Annotated in this window: 20 protein-coding genes; 14 read left to right on the top strand and 6 right to left on the bottom strand. The window is 55.0% G+C overall.

What is annotated here, in order from left to right; translation table 11 throughout:
- Positions 1 to 58: 58 nt before the first annotated feature.
- From pspA to tyrR, 7 genes are all read left to right on the top strand, one after another.
- A complete protein-coding gene (gene pspA / locus ACIP6T_RS06015; protein ID WP_097097238.1) occupies positions 59 to 724 on the top strand; it encodes a phage shock protein PspA in 666 nt (221 codons plus the stop codon).
- Positions 725 to 788: 64 nt separating this feature from the next.
- A complete protein-coding gene (gene pspB, locus ACIP6T_RS06010; protein ID WP_097097239.1) occupies positions 789 to 1,016 on the top strand; it encodes an envelope stress response membrane protein PspB in 228 nt (75 codons plus the stop codon).
- Complete coding sequence (gene pspC, locus ACIP6T_RS06005; RefSeq protein ID WP_345829630.1) at positions 1,013 to 1,360, top strand: envelope stress response membrane protein PspC; 348 nt, start codon at positions 1,013 to 1,015, stop codon at positions 1,358 to 1,360. Before pspB ends, pspC begins: the two co-directional genes overlap by 4 nt.
- Before the next feature lie 147 nt (positions 1,361 to 1,507).
- Entirely contained in the window at positions 1,508 to 1,756 is a 249-nt protein-coding gene (pspD, locus tag ACIP6T_RS06000; RefSeq protein WP_007888070.1) for a phage shock protein PspD, read from the top strand.
- Positions 1,737 to 3,134: a YcjX family protein gene (locus ACIP6T_RS05995; protein ID WP_400455947.1), complete on the top strand. Its 1,398-nt coding sequence runs from the start codon at positions 1,737 to 1,739 to the stop codon at positions 3,132 to 3,134. The genes pspD and ACIP6T_RS05995 overlap by 20 nt, the downstream gene beginning before the upstream one ends.
- Positions 3,131 to 4,204, top strand: coding sequence for a TIGR01620 family protein (locus ACIP6T_RS05990; protein ID WP_400455945.1), 1,074 nt, complete (start codon positions 3,131 to 3,133; stop codon positions 4,202 to 4,204). The genes ACIP6T_RS05995 and ACIP6T_RS05990 overlap by 4 nt, the downstream gene beginning before the upstream one ends.
- A gap of 213 nt (positions 4,205 to 4,417) precedes the next feature.
- Entirely contained in the window at positions 4,418 to 5,983 is a 1,566-nt protein-coding gene (gene tyrR / locus ACIP6T_RS05985) for a transcriptional regulator TyrR (RefSeq protein ID WP_097097242.1), read from the top strand.
- 95 nt (positions 5,984 to 6,078) lie between these two features.
- Here tyrR and tpx read toward each other — a convergent pair whose 3' ends face one another.
- The gene (gene tpx, locus ACIP6T_RS05980; RefSeq protein ID WP_400455943.1) at positions 6,079 to 6,582 is read right to left on the bottom strand and encodes a thiol peroxidase; all 504 of its coding nucleotides are present in this window, start codon (positions 6,580 to 6,582) and stop codon (positions 6,079 to 6,081) included.
- 154 nt (positions 6,583 to 6,736) lie between these two features.
- Between tpx and ycjG the strand changes: the two genes are divergently transcribed.
- On the top strand, positions 6,737 to 7,723 hold the full coding sequence (ycjG, locus tag ACIP6T_RS05975) for an L-Ala-D/L-Glu epimerase (RefSeq protein WP_400455942.1): 987 nt from the start codon (positions 6,737 to 6,739) through the stop codon (positions 7,721 to 7,723).
- Here the strand turns inward: ycjG and mpaA are convergent.
- On the bottom strand, positions 7,692 to 8,405 hold the full coding sequence (gene mpaA, locus ACIP6T_RS05970; RefSeq protein WP_400455940.1) for a murein tripeptide amidase MpaA: 714 nt from the start codon (positions 8,403 to 8,405) through the stop codon (positions 7,692 to 7,694). The genes ycjG and mpaA overlap by 32 nt on opposite strands.
- Before the next feature lie 207 nt (positions 8,406 to 8,612).
- On the opposite strand from mpaA, the gene ACIP6T_RS05965 reads away from it, so the two are divergent.
- The 4 genes from ACIP6T_RS05965 (at position 8,613) to ACIP6T_RS05950 (ending at position 14,097) form a co-directional block, all read left to right on the top strand.
- Positions 8,613 to 10,232 carry an ABC transporter substrate-binding protein gene (locus ACIP6T_RS05965; RefSeq protein WP_400455938.1) on the top strand — a complete coding sequence of 540 codons (1,620 nt, stop codon included), beginning with the start codon at positions 8,613 to 8,615 and terminating at the stop codon, positions 10,230 to 10,232.
- Between the two features lie 176 nt (positions 10,233 to 10,408).
- Entirely contained in the window at positions 10,409 to 10,831 is a 423-nt protein-coding gene (locus tag ACIP6T_RS05960) for a DUF2231 domain-containing protein (RefSeq protein ID WP_097097247.1), read from the top strand.
- Entirely contained in the window at positions 10,828 to 12,120 is a 1,293-nt protein-coding gene (locus tag ACIP6T_RS05955; protein WP_400455936.1) for a PQQ-dependent sugar dehydrogenase, read from the top strand. The genes ACIP6T_RS05960 and ACIP6T_RS05955 overlap by 4 nt, the downstream gene beginning before the upstream one ends.
- A gap of 594 nt (positions 12,121 to 12,714) precedes the next feature.
- On the top strand, positions 12,715 to 14,097 hold the full coding sequence (locus tag ACIP6T_RS05950) for a M24 family metallopeptidase (RefSeq protein WP_400455934.1): 1,383 nt from the start codon (positions 12,715 to 12,717) through the stop codon (positions 14,095 to 14,097).
- Between the two features lie 4 nt (positions 14,098 to 14,101).
- Here ACIP6T_RS05950 and ACIP6T_RS05945 read toward each other — a convergent pair whose 3' ends face one another.
- The 4 genes from ACIP6T_RS05945 to uxuA form a co-directional block, all read right to left on the bottom strand.
- Complete coding sequence (locus ACIP6T_RS05945; RefSeq protein ID WP_097097250.1) at positions 14,102 to 14,995, bottom strand: LysR family transcriptional regulator; 894 nt, start codon at positions 14,993 to 14,995, stop codon at positions 14,102 to 14,104.
- Positions 14,996 to 15,020: 25 nt separating this feature from the next.
- Positions 15,021 to 15,794 carry a Uxu operon transcriptional regulator gene (gene uxuR, locus ACIP6T_RS05940; protein ID WP_097097251.1) on the bottom strand — a complete coding sequence of 258 codons (774 nt, stop codon included), beginning with the start codon at positions 15,792 to 15,794 and terminating at the stop codon, positions 15,021 to 15,023.
- A gap of 115 nt (positions 15,795 to 15,909) precedes the next feature.
- The gene (gene uxaC, locus ACIP6T_RS05935) at positions 15,910 to 17,325 is read right to left on the bottom strand and encodes a glucuronate isomerase (protein WP_400455932.1); all 1,416 of its coding nucleotides are present in this window, start codon (positions 17,323 to 17,325) and stop codon (positions 15,910 to 15,912) included.
- On the bottom strand, positions 17,325 to 18,530 hold the full coding sequence (gene uxuA, locus ACIP6T_RS05930; protein ID WP_400455930.1) for a mannonate dehydratase: 1,206 nt from the start codon (positions 18,528 to 18,530) through the stop codon (positions 17,325 to 17,327). Before uxuA ends, uxaC begins: the two co-directional genes overlap by 1 nt.
- Before the next feature lie 228 nt (positions 18,531 to 18,758).
- On the opposite strand from uxuA, the gene ACIP6T_RS05925 reads away from it, so the two are divergent.
- Together ACIP6T_RS05925 and ACIP6T_RS05920 are read left to right on the top strand one after the other, a co-directional pair.
- Positions 18,759 to 20,060 carry an MFS transporter gene (locus ACIP6T_RS05925; protein WP_400455928.1) on the top strand — a complete coding sequence of 434 codons (1,302 nt, stop codon included), beginning with the start codon at positions 18,759 to 18,761 and terminating at the stop codon, positions 20,058 to 20,060.
- Positions 20,061 to 20,074: 14 nt separating this feature from the next.
- On the top strand, positions 20,075 to 22,468 hold the full coding sequence (locus tag ACIP6T_RS05920) for a TIM-barrel domain-containing protein (protein WP_400455926.1): 2,394 nt from the start codon (positions 20,075 to 20,077) through the stop codon (positions 22,466 to 22,468).
- Positions 22,469 to 22,571 lie beyond the last annotated feature (103 nt).

The following is a 22,571-nucleotide window of genomic DNA, read 5'->3' as shown; positions in this document are numbered from 1 at the left end:
ATTTGTATTAGTGAAGAGCGCCCTGCGCACCTACCTACAAAATTAGAGGAACATCATTATGGGTATTTTTTCTCGTTTCGCCGACATCGTGAACGCTAACATCAACTCTCTGCTGGAGCGCGCCGAAGATCCGCAGAAACTGGTACGCCTGATGATTCAGGAAATGGAAGACACGCTGGTTGAAGTGCGTTCGACCTCCGCTCGCGCGCTAGCGGAAAAGAAACAGTTATCGCGCCGCATTGAGCAAGCTGAGATTCAGCAGACTGAATGGCAGGACAAAGCCGAACTGGCGATTAATAAAGGTAAAGAGGATTTAGCGCGTGCTGCGTTAATCGAAAAGCAGAAACTGACCGATTTGATGGCGGCCCTGCAGCAGGAATCGGCGCAAGTGGAAGAGACGCTGGAACGCATGAAAGGCGAGATTGGTGAGCTGGAGAATAAACTGACCGAAACCCGTGCGCGTCAGCAGGCATTAACACTGCGTCACCAGGCGGCGTCCTCTTCACGTGATGTACGTCGTCAGCTCGACAGCGGCAAGCTGAACGATGCAATGGCGCGTTTTGAATCCTTTGAGCGCCGTATCGATCACATGGAAGCCGAAGCGGAAAGTCAGCGTTTTGGTAAACCGAAAGGTTTGGATCAGGAGTTTGCTGAACTGAAAGCCGATGATGAAATCAGCCAGCAGCTGGCCGCACTGAAAGCCAAAATGAATCGCAGTGAGTGATCGCCACGGGCCTGGCCGCAGGCCCGAGTTAAAAGGGTGTAAATGATTAAGGAGAGTCGAATTAATGAGCGCACTTTTTCTCGCCATACCGTTAACGATCTTTGTGCTATTTGTCGCACCGATCTGGTTATGGCTGCATTACAGCAACAAACGCAACGGCGGTGCAGATTTGTCATCGAATGATTTGCAGCGTTTGCAACAGATCACCCAGGATGCACGTCGTATGCGTGAGCGTGTGGAAGCATTGGAAGCCATTTTGGATGCCGAACATCCAAACTGGAGGCAGCCATGATGAACGGTCGTAAACTGTGGCGCATACCCCAGCAGGGTAAAGTGCGCGGCGTCTGTGCCGGTATCGCCGAATACCTGGATATTCCGGTGCGTCTGTTGCGCGTCATTGTGGTGCTGTCGCTGTTCCTTGGGTTGTTTATGTTCACCATCGTTGCCTATTTTATTCTCGGTTTTGTGCTGGATGAGAAGCCCGCCGATGCCGCGGGTGAACGCACTCCGAGCGCACGGGAACTGCTCGACGAGCTGGAAGCCACGCTACACAGCGACGAACGTAACGTGCGTGAGATTGAACGCTATGTCACCTCGGAAACATTTAGCGTGCGTAGCCGCTTCCGCCAAATCTGATTTTACCCGTCATACTTCAAGCGGCAGATGCGTTGGCTGCGTGACCTCACCCCGGTCACTTACTAGAGTAAGCTCCCGGGGATTCAGGCACTTGCCGCCTTTCTGCCGCTCGAATTATTTTGGTTAAAAAGTGAAATAGGAAACTGTATGCAAACTCAACGTTTTACTGCTCTGCGCCGTCGCGCGACACCTGCGTTGATGTCGGCGGGGAAATTTATCATCATTAGCGCAGTAACTTACGGGCCCGGCGGGATTGCTGGCTGGGCGGTGAAATCGGTGGCGCGCCGTCCGCTGCGCCTGTTGCTGGCGGCCGCCCTGGAACCGTTGCTGAGCAAAGCGTTCAAACGCTTGTCGGCACGATTCATCAGGGAGAACGATGAAAAGACTGCAAAATGAATTGATGGCGCTGATGAACCGCGGTGTTGACCGCCATCTGCGCCTGGCGGTTACTGGCTTAAGCCGCAGTGGCAAAACCGCGTTTATCACCTCGCTGGTTAACCAGCTTCTCAATGTACACAGTGGCGCGCGTTTGCCGCTGTTTTCCGTGGTGCGCGAAGATCGGCTGCTGGGCGTGAAGCGCGTACCGCAGCGTGAACTGGGTACGCCGCGTTTCACCTACGATGAAGGTCTGGCCCAGCTGTATGGCACGCCGCCCATGTGGCCAATGCCCACGCGGGGCGTGAGCGAAATGCGCCTGGCGCTGCGCTATCGGCCCGATGAATCGCTGCTGCGCCACTTCAAAGACACTGCCACGTTGTACCTTGAAATTGTCGATTATCCCGGCGAATGGCTGTTGGATCTGCCGATGCTGGCGCAGGATTACCTTAGCTGGTCACGCCAAATGGTCGGGCTGTTGCAGGGCGATCGTGCTGCGTGGTCAGCGCACTGGCGCAGCCTGTGCGCCGATCTCGATCCTTTCGCGCCAGCCGATGAGAATCGCCTCGCCGCGATCGCTGCTGCCTGGACTGATTACCTGCATCACTGCAAAACCGAAGGCTTGCACTTTATCCAGCCGGGACGCTTTGTGCTGCCGGGCGATATGGCGGGTGCGCCGGCGCTGCAGTTTTTCCCCTGGCCGCAGGTTGAAGAGATGCAGGTCAGCAAACTGGCGCAAGCCCCCGCGGGCAGCAACTTTGCTATGCTGCAGCAGCGCTTCAACTACTATTGCCAGCACGTGGTGAAAGGTTTCTATAAGAATCACTTCCTGCGCTTCGATCGCCAAATTGTGCTGGTCGATTGCCTGCAGCCGCTCAACAGCGGACCGCAGGCGTTCAACGATATGCGCCTGGCGCTGACCCAGCTGATGCAGAGCTTCCATTACGGCCAGCGCACGCTGTTCCGCCGCCTGTTTTCCCCGGTCATCGACAAGCTGCTGTTTGCTGCCACCAAAGCCGATCATGTGACTGCCGATCAACATGCCAACATGGTCTCTCTGCTGCAGCAGCTGGTGCAGGATGCGTGGCAGAACGCGGCGTTTGAAGGGATCAACATGGATTGCCTTGGTTTGGCGTCGGTGCAGGCCACCGAAAGCGGCTTGGTTGATCATCGTGGCGAGAAGCTGCCTGCGTTGCGTGGCCATCGTCTGGCCGATAACGAAGCGCTCACGTTTTATCCCGGCGAAGTGCCGCCGCGTTTGCCTGGCCACGGTTTTTGGCAGCAGCAGGGATTTCAGTTTGAGCAGTTCAGACCGCAGCAGCTGGATGTCGACCGTCCGCTACCGCACATTCGCATGGATGCTGCGCTGGAATTTTTACTGGGAGATAAATTGCGATGAGCGATGAAACACCTTTAAAAGGGCGCATTGATTTTGCCCGCCCGCTGACGGTAGAAGCAGAAAAACCGCTGCGCGCCGCGCAAACCTTCACCCCCGAAAGTGAGAGCGCGTTTCTTGCCACGGCAGAAGCCGAGCCGCTGGAAGAGGGTCAAGGCGAAAAAGCGGTGGAGGCGGCACTGCGTCCTAAACGGAGCCTGTGGCGCAAAATGGTTGGCGTTGGGCTCGGTATTTTTGGCGTCAGCGTGGTGGCGCAGGGCGCACAGTGGCTGCACGATTCATGGATCACGCGCGACTGGTTTGCGCTCGGCACGGGCATTGCCGGTGGATTGATTGTTGCGGCGGGCGCTGGCGCGCTGATAGGTGAATGGCGTCGCCTGTATCGTCTGCGCCAACGTGCCGAGGAACGCGATATTGGCCGCGAATTGTTGCACAGCCACGGCGTCGGTAAAGGGCGGGCGTTTTGCGAAAAACTGGCCCAGCAGGCGCAGCTGGACCAGGCGCATCCCGCGCTGCAACGCTGGCATGCGGCATTGCATGAAACCCATAACGATCGGGAAATTGTCACTTTATATGCCCAGCTGGTGCAGCCGGTGCTGGATCGCCAGGCGCGACGTGAAATTAGCCGTCATGCCGCGGAATCCACCTTGATGATCGCCGTTAGCCCACTGGCGCTGGTGGATATGGCGTTTATCGCCTGGCGCAACCTGCGGCTGGTGAATCGCATCGCGGCCATTTATGGTATCGAGCTGGGTTACTTCAGTCGTATCCGCCTATTCCGGCTGGTACTGCTCAATATGGCGTTCGCCGGTGCCTCGGAACTGGTGCGTGAAGTGGGGATGGACTGGATGTCGCAGGATCTCGCCGCGCGCCTCTCCACCCGCGCTGCGCAAGGGATTGGCGCCGGTTTACTCACTGCGCGTCTTGGCATCAAAGCCATGGAGCTGTGTCGTCCACTGCCATGGCTGGAAGAGGACAAACCGCGTCTGGGTGATTTCCGCCGTGAGCTGATCGGTCAGCTTAAAGAAACGCTGGTAAAAAGTGGGGATAAACCAGGGAAGGCTGCTAAATAATCAGCTGTTGCTTACCTTTCACGCTAGCCGTGGCGTGAAAGGTGAAATTATCTGTGTTAACGCCTGGATTTGGCGGGATTTTTGTTGGTCGCTCCGCTACACTTCCCTCTATCACCTGCCTCTGGCTGTCAACTTTTCATGACAGGCCTCTTCTGAGGCGCTGCAAGTTAGCGTATTATCACTAAAATCAAAACCTGACTAAGGCTCATCGCAATGCGTTTGGAAGTTTTCTGCCAGGACCGAATCGGTCTGGCGCGCGAGTTGCTCGACCTGTTGGTTGCCCGCAATATTGACCTGCGCGGCATCGAAATTGCGCCACTCGGCCGCATTTACCTCAATTTTACCGCGCTGGAGTTTGAACCTTTCAGCAATCTGATGGCGGAAATTCGCCGTACACCTGGCGTGACAGATGTGCGCACCGTCTCGTTTATGCCATCTGAACGCGAACATCGTGCATTGAGCGCGCTGCTGGTGGCGATGCCGGAGCCGGTGTTGTCGATCGATCTAAAAGGCAAGGTCGAGCTGGCGAATCCCGCGGCACAAAACCTTTTCACGCTTGATGAACAGAAGCTGCGTAATCAAAACGTTGGCACGCTAATCACCGGCTTCAACTTCCAGCGCTGGCTGGAGAATGAGCGGGTTGATGCTCAGGCGCAGCATGTGGTGATACAGGGACGCGATTTCCTGATGGAAGCGCGGCCAATTTATCTGGCAGAAGAAGAGGGCCAGAGCGATCTGCCGGTCGGCGCGATGATTACGCTGAAATCAACGGCGCGCATGGGGCGACAGCTGCAAAACCTCACCGTCACTGACGAATCAGAATTCGATCATATTGTGGCGGTAACGCCAAAAATGCGTCAGGTGATCGATCAAGCACGCAAACTGGCGATGCACGATGCTCCGCTGCTGATCGTGGGCGATACCGGCACCGGCAAAGATATGCTGGCGCGCGCCTGCCACTTGCGTAGCGCGCGGGGTAAAAAACCTTTCCTCGCGCTTAACTGCGCCTCGTTGCCGGATGATGTGGCTGAAAGCGAACTGTTTGGCCACGCAGCGGGCGCGTATCCTAATGCTCTGGAAGGCAAAAAAGGATTCTTTGAACAGGCCAACGGCGGCTCGGTATTGCTGGATGAGATTGGCGAAATGTCGCCACGCATGCAGACTAAACTGCTGCGCTTCCTCAATGATGGGACGTTCCGCCGCGTGGGTGAAGAGCATGAAGTGCATGTTGATGTGCGTGTGATCTGCGCCACGCAGAAGAACCTGATTGAGCTAGTACAACGCGGCGAATTTCGTGAAGATCTGTTCTATCGCTTGAATGTGCTGACGCTGAATCTACCGCCGCTGCGTGAACGTCCGCTGGATATCCTGCCGCTTACGGAAATGTTTGTGGCGCGCTTTGCCGATGAGCAGGGATTACCGCGTCCACGTCTGTCATCGCAGCTGGCACCGTTTCTAACTCGCTACAACTGGCCAGGTAACGTAAGGCAGCTAAAAAATGCGCTGTATCGCGCGCTGACGCAGCTGGAAGGTTACGAACTGGGACCGCAGGATATTGTGTTACCGGAGCAGGCGCTGGATGTGTCGCTGGGCGAAGAGGCGATGGAAGGATCGCTGGATGACATTACCAGTCGCTTTGAACGTTCGGTGCTCACGCGTCTGTATCTCTCCTATCCCAGCACACGTAAACTGGCCAAACGCCTGGGCGTATCGCATACCGCAATTGCTAATAAGTTGCGTGAGTATGGATTGGGGCAGAAGCGCACCGAGAGCGAGTAGCCGCTGGCCGCGATGATGTGGCAGCAAGGCGCGCATTGATACGCGCGCACACTAAAAACGCCGCCTCAATAGGGCGGCGTTTTTAATACAAAAAATTACTTCAATGCAGCCAGCGCCGCATCGTAGTTTGGCTCTTCGGTGATTTCGTTCACCAATTCGCTATAAATCACTTTATCGTTTTCATCCAGCACCACCACAGCACGCGCGGTCAGGCCTTTTAACGGGCCATCAGCAATCGCCACGCCATAGTTTTCTTTGAACTCAGCACCACGCAGTGAAGAGAGCGTGATCACATTGCTGACGTTCTCCGCACCGCAGAAGCGTGACTGCGCAAAAGGCAGATCTGCCGAAATGCAGAGTACGACGGTATTGTCCGCTTCACCCGAGCGTTCGTTAAACTTACGCACCGATGCGGCGCACACGCCAGTATCGATGCTTGGGAAAATGTTCAGAACTTTACGTTTGCCTGCATACTTAGCAAGGGAGACATCACTGAGATCTTTGGCGACCAGGTTGAAAGGCTTTGCTTGCTCGCCAGCCTGCGGGAAGTGACCTGCAACCGGTACCGGACTACCCTGGAAGTGAACAGTCTGAGACATACGATTTCCTTTTTTAACAAGTGAATATCTGACTTTAGCCGCGTCAGAATAGATATAGCGTTTGTTTATGACATAATTTTTAAGGGTTTACGAGCGCCTTTCCGGGCGATAATCGAGCCGGCTCGCAATTAACATGCGGATTTAAGGAGAAAGAATGAGAACAGTGAAGAGTTATCCGGAAGCATGGCCGCTCCATTCGCCGTTTATTATTTCGCGCGGCAGCCGCACCGAGGCGCATGTGGTGGTGGTGGAAATTGAGCAGAACGGCATCAAAGGGGTGGGTGAAGCCACGCCTTATCTGCGTTACGGCGAAAGCGAAGCCTCGGTATTGAAACAGATTGCCTCGCAGTTGAGTGCGCTGCAGAGCGGCATGACGCGTGAAGCCTTGCAGCAGGCGTTACCTGCGGGTGCAGCGCGTAATGCTATCGACTGCGCCTTGTGGGACTTAGAGCGGCAGCAGCAGAGCAAAAGCCTGGAGGAATTGTGTGACGTTGCACTGGCTAAGGAGATCATCACCGCGCATACCATCAGCATTGATACCCCGGATGCGATGGCCAGCAGCGCGCAGGCGCTCTGGCAGCATGGTGCGCGTCTGCTAAAGATCAAAATGGATGACCATCTCATCAGCGAACGTCTGGTGGCGATTCGCTCCGCGGTACCGGATGCCACGCTGATTGTTGATGCGAATGAATCCTGGCATGCCGAGGGATTGGCGGCTCGCTGCCAATTGCTGGCCGATTTGAACATCGCCATGCTTGAGCAGCCGCTACCTGCGGCACAGGACGACGCACTCGGTAACTTTATCCATCCCTTGCCGATCTGTGCTGATGAAAGCTGTCATACCCGTGAGAGTTTGGCTCAGCTAAAAGGGCGCTATGAGATGGTGAACATCAAGCTGGACAAAACCGGCGGTTTAACCGAGGCGCTGGCGCTGGTCGATGCCGCTCGTGAGCAGGGATTTGCCATTATGCTTGGCTGTATGCTGTGCACATCACGGGCAATTCGTGCGGCGTTACCGCTGACGTCACGGGCGACATTTGCGGATTTGGACGGCCCAACCTGGCTGGCTGCCGATGTTGAACCGTCGCTGCATTTCACGCACGGCGTACTTAAGCCGCTGGCTGCCAGCGCAGCAGATTAATCATCGCTTCGAGGTAGACTTCGGTGGCTTCGTCCACCGAAATCGGCGGCATTTCGGCGGTGATGCACAGCAGACCGAGATCGTCGCACCAGCTGCCAAACGAGCCCGGCGTGGCATACCCAACGCTGCTGACAACCGGCAACGCCGTTTGCTGCGCCAGCCACTGCGCTAACTCGCTGTGATGAGGATCGTCAATGCAGGCGAGCGGTTCATGCCAGGAAACCACCCAGCTTGGTTTGATCTGATGGATCAGCTGACACAGCGCGCGGGTTTCAGGCTCGGATGACGGCCCCGATCCCGTTGAGAGCACGACATCACGCTCATCCGCTTCGCTGTTCCAGCGATACACCGTGTCGCCGCTCTGCCAGTTAGCGGCAGGGAAGTTACGGTTGAGATCGACGCCATTAGCGTTGGCGCGCAGCCCCAGCTGACAGCCGTCAGGATTCACCGCCAGAATCACGTGATGGCGGCGCAGCGCGTCCGGAAGGGTACGCATCGCGCCGGATAACGTGGCAATGGCGGCATTCTCGTCGCCGTGTGTACCGGCGATAATGAGCCCACTTTCTGCATCAGCGGCCGGGGCGGGAAACCACAGCAGCGGCGTGCCCAGCACCGATCGCCCGTATTGTTGCCAGACGGCGTCCAGCTTGCCGCGCAGCGGACGCGGATGGTATGACGACATAAGGTTCCTCATTGAAATGCTTCCAACTCCGCCAAAAGCGTTCTGGCGCGCAAGAAAAATGTGACCGGCAATCCAGCCTCAACATAACGGTAAACAGCACGCAGGGAAATAGCTATATATCAATCAGCGATTTGCGATAAAGTGCCGAAAGTTGCTGGCGACATAATCCTGTTTGCTGTCGCCGTTTTTACGGGTTAAGGAGTGGTAATGAAATTAACGTTCCGCAAGACGCTGGCTGCCTTAGTCGTCACCAGCGCAGTTTCACCCGCATTTGCCGCCAACATTCCGCCGGGTGCACAGTTGGCTAGCTCGCAGGAAATCGTCCGCCATATTAAAGATGAGCCCGCTTCACTGGATCCGATGAAGGCGGTAGGCCTGCCGGAAATTCAGGTCATGCGCGACTTGTTCGAAGGACTGACGAATCAGGATGCTCACGGCAAAATCGTGCCGGGGGTGGCACAAAGCTGGAGCAGCAACGATAACAAAACGTGGATCTTCACCTTGCGTAAAGAGGCGCGCTGGTCAAATGGCGAGCCGGTCACCGCGCAGGATTTTGTGTATAGCTGGCAGCGTTTAGTTGAGCCAAAGAACAGTTCACCTTTTGCCTGGTTTGCTGCGCTCAGCGGTATTGAGAATGCGGAAGCCATCACCAAAGGGCAGATGAGCGCCGATAAACTTGGTGTGACAGCTACCGATGCAACACATCTCAAGGTGACATTGTCACGTCCCGTGCCGTGGTTCCCGAGCATGGTCGCCAACGCCGCGATGTACCCGGTCTCGCAAAAAGTGTTAGAAAAAGAGGGCGATAGTTGGACTTCGCCGGGCAAGCTGGTGGGAAATGGGGCTTATCAGCTGCAGGAACGCGTGGTGAATGAAAAAATCGTACTGGTACGTAACGGCCATTACTGGGATGACAAAGAGTCGGTACTGACCAAGGTCACGTTCCTGCCGATTAACGAAGAGTCGAGCGCCACCAAGCGTTATCGCGCCAACGATATCGATATCACTGAATCCTTCCCCAAAAATATGTACGCGCTGCTGAAGAAAGAGTTACCTGGCCAGGTTTACACGCCGGATCAGCTCGGTACCTATTATTACGCATTTAATACTGAGAAAGGGCCGACCGCGGATGTGCGCGTACGTAAGGCACTGTCGTGGAGTATCGATCGCCGTATTATCGCCGAGAAAGTATTGGGCACCGGTGAGAAACCGGCCTGGCATTTTACGCCGGATGTCACCGCTGGCTTCACGCCACAGCAAAGTTATTTGCAACAGCACAGTCAGCAGGAGCTGAATGCCCAGGCCAAAGCGTTATTGACGGCGGCGGGTTATGGGCCGGGTAAACCGCTGCATTTGACGCTGCTGTACAACACTTCTGAAAGCCATCAGAAAATCGCGATTGCCGTGGCGTCGATGTGGAAGAAGAATCTTGGCGTGGACGTCACCTTGCAAAATCAGGAGTGGAAGACCTATATCGATAGCCGTAATAGCGGTAGTTTCGATGTGATTCGCGCGTCGTGGGTGGGCGATTACAACGAGCCATCGACCTTCCTCAGTTTGCTGACTTCCACTCATAGCGGCAATATCGCGCGCTTCCACAGCGGCGATTATGACGCGGTGCTCACGAAAGCGAGTAGGGAAACCAGTGTGGCGGCACGCAACGCTGACTACAACAAAGCCGAACAGATCATTGCCGATCAGGCGCCCATTGCTCCGATCTATCAATACACCAATGGACGTTTAATAAAGCCGTGGGTCAAAGGTTATCCGATCACCAATCCAGAAGACGTGGCGTATAGTCGCGAACTGTGGATTGAAAAGCATTGATATTGCTAAGACGCCGAGAACCTTTGACGGCAGATAAGTCATCATTTTTAAAAAGTTAGATAAGTGTTAAACGTTACTGTTTATCTTTACTAATATTTCACAGGTGGTGGCACGTTGTTGCAATAAAGCGAACCGCGTACGCCATCTGATGATAATACGGTAAAAGGGAGAGAGTAATGTTCTATACCTCAGGAAGATCGGTGTTCGGCGTGACGCTCTATACATTGCTGGAACCGCTGCCGCTGGGCTTTTTCGTTGCGGCCTGGTTTTTCGATATCCTCTATCTGCAAACCTTCGTCATCATGTGGACCAAATCCGCCAGCTGGCTGATTGCTATCGGTCTGGTGTTGGCCATCCTGCCACGTTTAATTAGCCTGGTTTATTTATTTCGCGGGGCCAGGTCGAATGAAAAGACCCATTTCTGGCTGTCGCTGCTGGCGATCGTGCTGGCGGTGGTGAACGCCTTTATTCATAGCCGTGATGCGTATGCTGTGGTGCCCATGGGCGTCACGCTCTCGACGCTGGTGGTCGCGCTGTTGCTGATCGCTAACGTGCAGTTGGTGCTGCGAGATCGCCGCACACAAGGAGGTCGCGCATGAAATACGTACTTAGCGCGATAACGCTCGCGATGTTGCTCAGTGCCTGTGATGACGGGGCACTGATCGATCCGCAAAAGCAAATTGGTGCTAACCCTGAACTGCCGCAGGCGCAGAACTTCTTTATGCCGCCAATGCAGGTGCCGGAAGGCACGCCGTGGAAAGCCGGCGAAATGCCGAAAGTGGCGGATGGGCTGAAGATCGAGAAGATCGCCGATCGGCTACAACACCCGCGTCAGGTACTGGTTCTGCCTAATAATGATGTGCTGGTGGCGGAATCGAATGGTATGCCAAAGCCGACCACCGCGCCTAAGCAGCTGATCATGGGCCTTGTGCAGAAAGCCTCAGGCAAAGGCGGTGCGGGTGGCAATCGCATAACGCTGCTGCGCAACGTGAACGGAAAATGGGAGCAGCATCGCTTTATTGAAAACCTCACGGCGCCGTTTGGTATGCAGCTGGTTGGTAACACGTTGTATGTGGCGAACGCCGATAGTCTGGTGAAGTTCCCTTACGAAACCGGGCAAACCGAGATACGCACGCCGCCCGTAGAGGTCACAGAACTGCCGGGCGGACCGATTAATCATCACTGGACGAAATCGCTGCTTGCCAGCCCTGACGGCAGCAAGCTGTATGTTGGGGTAGGTTCAAACAGCAACGTGACGGAAAATGGTATCGGCGAGGAGTATCGCCGCGCGGCGGTGCTGGAGGTGGATGCGGCGAGCGGTGCCAGTCGTATCTACGCCAGCGGCCTGCGCAACCCAACCGGCTTACAATGGGAACCGCAGAGCGGCAAGCTGTGGGCGGTGGTGAATGAGCGTGATGAGATTGGCTCGGATCTGGTGCCGGATTATATGACGTCGGTGCAGGATAAAGGCTTCTACGGCTGGCCGTACAGCTATTATGGTCAACACGTCGATGAGCGCGCGCAGCCGCAAAGGCCGGATCTGGTTGAGAAAGCGATTAAACCGGATTATGCACTCAGCTCGCATGTCGCACCGCTCGGCCTGTTGTTCTATGGCGCAGATAACATGCCGCAGTATCGTGGCGGGGCGTTTATCAGCGAACACGGCAGCTGGAACCGCACGCCGCTTAACGGCTATCAGGTGGTGTGGGTCAAGTTCGAAGACGGGAAGCCGGTAGGGCAGCCACAGCCGGTGGTAACAGGCTTCCTCACCGACGATCAAAAGCAGGTGCGAGGCTTACCGGTTGGCTTAGCCACCGATCAGCAGGGCGGCGTGTTGATTGCGGATGATGCGGGCAACGCTATCTGGCGTATCAGTTCCGCGCGGTAATGCATCACAGATAATAAAAAAGGATTTGGCTTAAACGCCAAATCCTTTTTTTTATGTTCGCAAACCGGCTGGTAACCGCGCTGCGAACGGGGTGCTCAGCACTCCTCACACAGGCGATAATAAAATGTGCGGCGAGATATTTCAAGTTTTGCAATAATACTGTATGGTTATACAGGTGTTGAGTGACGAGCGAAGCCTCATTGTTTTTCTGATGACTCCAGGGGCGCGGATAGTCAAATCCCGGCAGGTTTCAGGTGGTGCTGGCCTGTGGCTTTCACAATGAGAGCCGCTCAGCACTCCTCACACAATGTGCTTAGGCCGTCGGCGGGTGGAGTCAAAGCCCCGGCGGCTGAAAGGCGCGCTCCTGTCAGAGGAGAAGGAAAGTGATGGAAATTGTTCGATTGCTACTGGACTTAGTCCGGGTCATCTTGCAAATCATCGTTGCCCTTTTGCAACTGACCGGTCAGGCGCACTGACCGGAACTTGAAACAAGGCGGAGCTCACCCCTCCGCCTTTTTTCGTTTGCATCAAAATCCTGCCCGGCAAAAGACGCTACTATCTCAGGCAACTATTTGCACTGCGAGGAAACGCATCATGGCAATCAAATTTGGCCCCCTCACCGCGCCGGTGAAGTTTAGTGACGTTGAGCCGGTCTCTCTCTCCGATGACACCCTGCTAAAACGAAAAAATACGCTTCTGGCAGGCATGAAACGGCAGGGTTTTGATAGCCTGGTGATTTACGCGGACAAGGAACATGGGAGTAATTTCGAGTATCTCACCGGATTTATTCCGCGTTTCGAAGAGGGGCTGTTACTGCTGGACCAGTCCGGACGCTGCACGCTGGTATTAGGCAACGAAAACCTCAAGCTGGCACGTTTTTCACGCGTAGCGGCTTCGCTGGTGCACACGCCTTTCTTCTCACTGCCCAATCAGCCGATGGAGAATGAAGTTCCGCTGGAACAGCTTTTCGCTGATGCGGGCTTAAATAACAGCAACAAGGTTGGGCTGGTGGGATGGAAGATGTTCACGCCCGCAGCGGGAAATGGTCGCACACTCTTTGATTTGCCGTATTTCATCGTTGATGCCATAAAACGGACGTTGAAAGATGACGCGGTGCTGGAAAATGCCGTCCACCTTTTTATTGGCGATAACGGTGCCAGAACCACCTGTAATGCGAACGAAATAGCCCATTACGAATATGGTGCCAACCTCGCGTCGAACTGTATGCTGGATGCGCTCAATGCCATTGAGGTTGGCGTACGTGAAACCGAGCTGGGCGCACTACTGAGTGGCGAAGGGCAATCCCACTCGGTGGTAACTATTGCGGCGACCGGCAGTCGTTTCGCTAACGCGAATCTCTATCCAACCTATAAAAAAATACAGCGCGGCGATCCGCTTTCACTTACCACCGGTTTCAAAGGTGGCCTCTCAAGTCGCAGCGGTTTTGTCATCGCTGAAGCGGGTGAACTGCCGCAAAGCCAGTCCGATTATCTGGATCGCATCGCAAAACCCTACTTTGGCGCCGTGGTTGCCTGGCTGGAAAATATTCGCGTCGGAACCCGCGGTGGCATGCTTTACGATCTTATTGAGCAGGTTTTGCCGAAGCAGCATTTCGGCTGGCATCTTAATCCCGGACATCTGGTGGCGGATGAAGAGTGGATGTCATCGCCGATTTATCCGCGTTCGGTTGAAGTGCTGAAAAGCGGCATGATGCTCCAGATTGATATTATCCCCGCGGTTGCGGGTTACAGCGGCGCGAGCGCGGAAGAGTGCGTAGCGCTGGCTGATACGGCGTTACAAGTGGAGATTCGTCATGCCTATCCGGCACTGTGGCAGCGTATTGAGACCCGCCGTCGTTATTTGCGAGAGGTGATTGGCATTCAGCTCAGCGCAGATGTATTACCGCTGTCGAATAGCGTGGCCTATTTGAGGCCGTTCTTTTTGGCGAAGCATCAGGCGCTGAGCGTGGAGAGATAAAACCTTAACCTTTGTATTTTATGGCTTCGATTAATTTCTCAAATGCGGCGGTGTGCTGTTTGCGGCTGGGGTAATAAAGATAATATCCGCTAAACGGTTCGCACCAGTCATCCAGGACCGTTTGCAATTCGCCGCTGGCGATGTGTTTGCTAACGGTATCTTCTGGCACAAAGGCAATGCCCATGCCAGCAAGCACGGCATCAATACGCGACGCCAGATGATTAAAAATAAGTTGTCCATCCACTTTCACGCGAATCGCTTTGCCCGCTTTGCTGAATTCCCAGCTGTATAAACCGCCCAGCGTGGGAAGGCGCATGTTGATACAGTTGTGGTTCTGCAATTCGTAAGGTGTGGCGGGGATTCCGTTTTTTTGCAGATATTCCGGTGCAGCCACGGCAACCATTTTCCAGTCTGGGCCGATCCTCACCGCCACCATATCTTTTTCAATGCTTTCACCCAGCCGTACTCCCGCATCGAAACGGCCACTTACGATATCCGTTAACGTATTGTCGACCGAAAGTTCAACGTTAACGTCTGGATAGGCCTGCACAAACGGTTTAAGCAGCGGCCATAAGGTTGAGGACAACGCATGCTCCCCGGCGGTAATGCGAATATTCCCCGAGGGCCTGTTTTGATTATCGGTCAGTTGCAGCAGGGCCTTTTCAATGTCAGCCATCATCGGTGCAACGCTTTTTATTAAGTTATCACCGGCTTCGGTAGGCGCCACGCTGCGGGTAGTGCGCGTTAAGAGTCGCGTGTTTAAACGCTCTTCCAGACCGCGAATTGAATGGCTCAATGCAGATTGTGAAACGCCTAATTTTGCTGCGGCACGGGTAAAGCTACATTCGCGCGCCACCATGATTAAATAGATGAGGTCGTTAAAGTTTTCCCGAAGCATGTGGTTGACCTTTTCGATTACGCTCTTAATTAGGATTTCGGGTGACGTACAAAGGCCAGGATTCAAACAGGTAGCCATCGAAATCGATATCGTCGACGTCCGAAAACTCCAGCAGCCGCTGCTTCACGTTCTCAAGATGTTCCCACATTGCCTGTTTAGCGGCGCGTGCATCTTTTTTGACCAGCGTAGCGAGGATCTTCTTGTGATCGTCGAGCCACTGCTTACGGTAATCGTTGTTAATCAGATGGCGATGCAGCTGGCTCCACATCACGTTGTCTTCGCGCCACTGCCAGGATTGCTTAAACAGCTCAACCAGCATGCTGTTATGTGTGGCTTCAGCAATCGCCAAATGGAAATTGCGATCGCCATTTTCACTTTGGTTAACCGCGCCAGAGGCCAGCTCTTTTTCTTCCAGTTCCAGCGCCTGGCGCATTTTCATGATGTCTTCACGCGTCGCCTGCAGCGCAGCAAATTCGGCAATATTACTCTCCAGCAGCTGACGCGCCTGCAGCATCTCAAACGGCCCCGCATCGTTACTGGCTTTTTGTGATGATGCCGGGTGTGGCGGGGTGTCGTGAATCACATAAATACCAGCACCGCGACGCACCTCAATTAACCCTTCCAGCTCCAGCATGATCAGAGCTTCACGCACTAAGGTGCGCGTCACGTCGAGCAGTGCTGCAAGTTCACGTTCCGGCGGCAACCGTTGACCAACGGCGTACTGCTTTTGCGTAATCATATTACGTAGCATTTCGCCCACTTCCTGATACGGACGCTGAGCTGAAGTTGGAGTTTTCATTGTGCTCTTTTCTTTGCGTTAAGGGATTCACAACCTCTGAGGCTGGCGAGCTCAGAGGCGCGCACTATAACATAGTGAATAAGAATCGGCCTGGACCACGTATCACAGGCTGCTCTCACGCCGTGTTAAGCGAAAAATAGCGCTTGGCATTGTTGAAACAGATATCGCGGATCATGCCACCCAGCATTGGCTCATCCGCAGGTACTATCCCGTCCTTAACCCACTGCGCCAGCAAATTACACAGAATGCGGCGAAAATATTCGTGTCGCGTGTAGGAGAGGAAACTACGCGAATCGGTCAGCATACCGACAAACTGGCTAAGTAAGCCAATTTGTGACAGCTGTTCCAACTGGCGCAGCATGCCATCGCGCTGATCGTTGAACCACCAACCAGAACCAAACTGCACTTTGCCAGCCATGCCTGCGCCCTGGAAGTTACCGGCCATGGTCGCCAGCACTTCGTTATCACGCGGATTGAGGCAGTAAAGAATGGTTTTTGGTAAGCAATCGTCGATGTCCATCGCATCCAGCAGGCGCGCCAGCGGCCAGGCAATATTATTATCGCCAATTGAATCAAAACCGCTATCTGGCCCCAGCAGGCGGAACATGCGCGTACTGTTATTACGGATGGCGCCAATGTGCAGCTGCATTACCCAGCCGCGGCGGGTATATTCACTGCCGAGCCACACCAATATCGCCGTGCTAAATTGTGCGATCTCCAGTTCATCCAGCTGATTACCGCAGCGACGTTTCTCCAGGATTGCGTCGAGTACGTTATCTGCTGGCACCGGTGCAAAGCGCAGGGTTTCGATGCCGTGATCCGATGCGCGGCAGCCGTGGGCGGAGAAGTGATCGAGGCGGCGCAACAGGGCACGGCGCAACGCCTCGATGCTATCGATGGCGATATCGGCTGCCGCTTCCAGCTGCCCCAGATAGGCGACGAAGCCATCCAGCTCAATTTTAAACACCTTGTCCGGACGCCAGCTCGGCGCGACCTCAATATCAATGCTGGCGTCATCGGCGATCTGGCGATGGTAGCGTAGTGAATCGACCGGATCGTCGGTGGTGCCGACCATACGCACCTTCATCTGGCGCATAATACCGCGCGCGGAAAATTCAGGCAGCGCCAGCTTTTCGGCACAGCGGTGCCAGATGTCAGGCGCGGTGTCCGGGCCGAACAGCGTATCAGTGATGCCAAACGGCCGGCGCAGTTCAAGGTGGGTCCAGTGATAGAGCGGATTTCCCAGCGTCTTCGGCACGGTATGCGCCCAGGCGAGATACTTATCGTAATCGCTGGTGTGCTTGCCGGTGATCAAGGATTCATCTATGCCCGCCGCACGCAGCGCGCGCCATTTATAGTGATCGCCTTCCAGCCAAATCTGGCCGAGATTGGCGAAGCGCCGATCTTCCGCAATCTCCTGCGGATTCAGGTGGCAGTGGTAATCGTAGATTGGCATGTCAGCCGCGAAATCATGATATAAACGCCGCGCGGTGTCACTTTGCAGCAGAAAATCCTCATCCATAAAGCGCATTACCGGGCTCCCTGATTCGCCGCTGTGTCAAAATAGGCGCGATGAATCGCCAGCTCAACGCCGCGAATCTCAGCCAGCCCTTTCAATCGACCAATCGCCGAATAGCCGGGATTGGTTTTCTTCTTTAGGTCATCCAGCATCTGGTGACCGTGATCGGGGCGCATCGGAATAACGTCTTCCTGACCGGCTGCTTTGCGACGATGCTCCTCTTCGGCAATCGCCTTAATCACGGCAAACATATCGACATCGCCACCCAGATGCGCCGCCTCATGGAAGCTCTTTGGATTCTCTTCACGTTTTGTCGAACGCAGATGCGCAAAGTAGATGCGTGGGCCAAAGCGTTTCACCATACCGGCTAAATCATTTTCTGCCAGCACGCCATACGAACCGGTACACAGGGTGAAACCATTGGCCGGACTGCTAACGGTATCAATCATCCACTGCAAATCGTCGGCATTGGATACGATGCGCGGCAAGCCGAGAATCGGGCGGGGCGGATCGTCCGGATGTACCGCCATGCGCACGCCCACTTCCTCGGCAACGGCAATAATCGCCCGCAGGAACCTGGCAAAATTCTCACGTAGTTCAGCTTTACCGATGCCGTCATAGCGTGCCAGCTGCGCGCGGAATTGGTCCAGCGTATAACCTTCTTCAGCACCGGGTAATCCGGCGATAATGTTGCGCGTCAGGCGTTCGCGGTGTTGTTCGCTCATCTGCCCAAAGCGCTCGGCGGCCTCGGCAATCTCTTGTGCACTGTAATCCCGCTCCGCACCGGGGCGCTGCAGGATATGCAGCTCAAACACCGCAAACTCAATCTGATCAAAGCGCAGCGCTTTGGCACCATCCGGCAGCAGGTATTCGAGATCGGTGCGCGTCCAGTCAAGAATCGGCATGAAGTTGTAGCACACGGTAGTAATGCCGCACTGCGCCAGATTGCGCAGCGACTGCTGATAGTTGCTGATCCAGTGCTGACAGCGGCCGCTGCCGGTTTTGATCTCTTCGTGAATCGGCACGCTTTCAACTACCGACCACGCCAGGCCTGCGGCTTCAACCAGCGCTTTACGCTGCTGGATTTCTGCCACTGACCACACTTCGCCATTGGGGATGTGATGCAGCGCCGTGACGATGCCGGTTGCGCCAGCCTGGCGCGCATCGGCAAGAGAGACTGGATCGTTTGGGCCATACCAGCGCCAGGTCTGCTTCATGTTGTTACCTCACTAAATGTGGTTGACCAATGTAGTCATTTAGCGTGTTTTACTCATCATTAATCACGCCGTTAGCGGTTAAAACTCTGCTCTTTGTGGAATTAAGTCAACCTTATGAGTGATTTTGGTTAACCAGATCACAAATGCGACATCACGCTGACGACCACTTTCCACAACTGTGTTTCACTCCTGGCGAATGATGAGAAATGACTCAATATGGAGAGGCCGATGAACCGCAGTTTAAATCCAGGCATAACCGCTGCAGGCACCAAACGCACCTGGCGCAATTTGCGCTGGTGGGTGCTGGTGCTGTTCTTAGCAGGCGTTACGGTCAACTACATCACCCGTAACTCGTTAGGCATTCTGGCGCCCGAACTCAAAACCAGCCTCGGCATCACCACCGAACAATATTCGTGGATTGTCGGCGCATTCCAGCTGGCGTACACCTTCTTTCAGCCCCTTTGTGGCTGGCTGATCGATGTCATTGGCCTCAAGCTCGGCTTTCTCATTTGTGCCTCCATTTGGGCACTGGCCTGTTTGTTCCACGCGGGGGCGGCCAGCTGGGTGCATCTGGCGATTCTGCGGTTTGTGATGGGGGGCGCAGAAGCGGCAGCCACGCCGGCTAACGCGAAAGTTATAGGCGAGTGGTTTCCAAAAAAAGAGCGCCCAATTGCCGCCGGTTGGGCGGGGGTAGGTTTCTCCATCGGCGCGATGCTGGCACCGCCGATTATCTACTTCGCTCACGCTTCCTTTGGCTGGCAGGGGGCGTTCTTATTCACGGGCTGTCTGGCGCTGGGCTGGGTGGTGCTGTGGTGGCTGTTCTATCGCGATCCTGAGCAGCATCCCAATCTGCAGGCGTCCGAACTGGCATTTATTCGTCAGGACAACGAGCCACCGGCGGTAAAACTGCCTTTCTTTACCGCGTTGAAAACCGTGTCGAAAAACAAACGCTTCTACGGTATCGCCATTCCCGCCTTTATGGCGGAACCCGCCTGGGGCGTGCTGAGTTTCTGGGTGCCGCTTTATCTGGCGAAAGAGTTGGGCATGGACCTGAAGCAGATCGCCATGTTCGCCTGGCTGCCGTTCCTCGCCGCTGATTTAGGCAGCGCGGCCAGCGGTTATTTGACCCGTCTTTACACCAAAATTTTTGGTTTTTCTCAGGTTAACTCCGTGGTGGCAAGCTCGGTGACCGGTGCATTTCTGATGCTGTCGCTGGCGATGGTGGCGGTCACCAAAGATCCCTATGTTGCTATCGCGCTGATCTCAATTGGCGGTTTTGGTCATCAAATCATCTCCTGCATGCTGAGCGCGCTGGTGGTAGAGAAGTTTGATAAAGGGCAGATGGCAACCGTCAACGGTATGCGCGGTTCGTTTGCCTGGATCTCCAGTTTCCTGTTCTCGCTGCTGATCGGCGTCACTGCTGACACCATCGGTTTTAATCCACTGTTTGTCGCCATGGGCTTCTTTGACCTGATCGGTGCGGTATTCCTGATTGCTTTTATTGCTGAACGTCGCGCACAGCGCGCCTGAATAAGTAGGTAACGATGAAAACGTTAAAAAATTGGTCTTTAGCTGGCTCTGATGCGCATCATGTGGCGCTGACCGTCGACGGTAAACACACGCTCTGCCTGTATGTGCTGGAATCGGGGATGTTTCGCGTGGCGATTAAACGTCAGGGCGCCTATACCCTCGACAGAACATGGAGCATTGCGCCGCAGAGTGATGTGCCGTGGGAAGGGCGTCAGCGTGACAGTCTGGCGGGCTTCTCACTGCCGGGCTTTACGCTTGAGGAGGAGGGCAGCACGCTGGTGATCGCCACCGATAAGCTACGGGTAATCGTGCATCAGCCGCTGGCGCTGGAGTGGCAATATTGCGACGACGCCGGCGCGTGGCAGCTGCTGACCTGCGATCGCCCGACCAGCGCCTATCAACTCAATGCACACGGCGATGGCGTGGCGCACTATCAGCGCCGCATGCCTGATGACCGTTACTATGGACTGGGTGAGAAAAGCGGCGACTTGCAGCGCAACGGTCAGCGTTACGAAATGCGCAACCTGGATGCTATGGGCTATAACGCTTCTTCGACCGATCCGCTCTATAAACACGTGCCCTTTACCATTACGCGCCGCGACAACGTCAGCTTTGGTCTCTACTACGATAATCTCAGCAGCAGCTGGTTTGATTTGGGCAACGAGCTCGATAATTATCATCAGCCGTATCGCCGCTGGCAGGCGGAGAGTGGCGACATCGATTACTACCTGTTTGTTGCTGATAAGGTACTGGATGTCACCAAGGCTTTTGTGCGTCTGACCGGGAAAACGCTGTTCGGCCCGAAATGGAGCCTCGGTTACAGCGGTTCAACCATGCATTATACGGATGCGCCAGACGCGCAAAATCAGTTGATGAACTTCATTCATCTGTGTGAAGAGCATGATATTCCGTGTGACTCATTCCAGCTTTCATCGGGTTATACCTCCATTAACAACAAGCGCTACGTGTTCAACTGGAACTACGACAAAGTGCCACAGCCGGAAGTGATGAGTCAGGCGTTTCACGATGCCGGCTTGCGCCTCGCCGCCAATATCAAACCGTGCTTGTTGCAGGATCATCCGCGTTACAACGAAGTGGCAGAGCAAGGGTTGTTTATTCGCGATTCTGAAGCCGATGCGCCTGAGCGCTCGGTGTTTTGGGATGACGAGGGGTCGCATCTTGATTTTACCCATCCTGGCGCCGTGGCATGGTGGCAGGAAAATGTCACCAAACAGCTGCTGGAAAAAGGTATTGATTCCACCTGGAACGATAACAATGAATATGAGGTGTGGGATGGCGAGGCGCGTTGCCACGGCTTTGGCACACCCATTGCCATCAAACACATTCGTCCGGTGATGCCGCTGCTGATGATGCGCGCCTCTATGGAAGCGCAGCAGCGTTTCGCCCCGGAAAAACGTCCTTTCCTGATTTCACGCTCCGGCTGCGCCGGGATGCAGCGCTACGTGCAAACCTGGAGCGGTGATAATCGCACCAACTGGACCACGTTACGCTACAACATTCGCATGGGATTAGGCATGAGCCTTTCTGGTTTGTACAACGTGGGACATGACGTGGGCGGTTTCTCCGGCGATAAGCCCGATGCCGAACTGTTTGTGCGCTGGGTACAAAACGGCGTGATGCACCCGCGTTTTACTATTCATTCCTGGAATGACGATCGCACCGTAAATGAGCCCTGGATGTACCCGGCCGCCACGCCTGCGATTCGCGCCGCGATTGCGCTGCGTTATCGTCTGCTGCCGTATCTCTATACGCTGCTGTGGCAGGCCCATGCTGATGATGAGCCGATGTTGCGTCCAACTTTCCTCGATCACGAGCAGGACGCGCAGACGTTTGCCGAATGCGATGAGTTTATGCTGGGGCGCGATCTACTGGTGGCCAGCGTGGTCGAACCCGGCCAGCGCACGCGTCGTCTGTGGCTGCCCGATAACCAAACCGGCTGGTATGATTTTGCCAGTCAGCGATGGTATAGCGCCGGTCAGTGGGTCACGCTGGACGCGCCGTTAGAAACGCAGCCGATGCTGGTGCGAGCCGGTGCGGGATTACCGCTCAGCGAGCGCCTGCGGCATGTGGATGCCAACGCTGACGATTGCCGCACCCTGCAGCTGTTCCCACTACAGGGCAAAGGCGTGACGAACGGCATGCTGTTTGAGGATGATGGCGAATCATGGGGCTACCAGCAGGGCAATGCGCTATGGCTGAACTGGGAAATGCGCAGCGATGCTCAGAGCATTCATCTCACCTTTACCCGCAAGGGCACTTTCCAGCCGGCATGGCAGAGGTTGAAAGTGACATTGCCAGTAGGTGAACAGCGTAAGCTGTTGATTGACGGTGTAGAGGTGAATAGCGCGCAGGCTGAGGTCGTATTGGCGCAGATAGCGTCTGCGTAATGCGTTATTTATCGATCGCCAGGCGTGGCGATCGATAATGACCCGCGCGGTTTCCTAAGGTGCGCAGCGATGCGCAACAGAATTATCAAATGCCAGGCCACAA

It is taken from the genome of Pantoea sp. NPDC088449, from assembly GCF_044753225.1.
Taxonomy (GTDB): domain Bacteria; phylum Pseudomonadota; class Gammaproteobacteria; order Enterobacterales; family Enterobacteriaceae; genus Pantoea; species Pantoea floridensis.
This window is presented reverse-complemented; position numbering and strand designations above follow the sequence as displayed.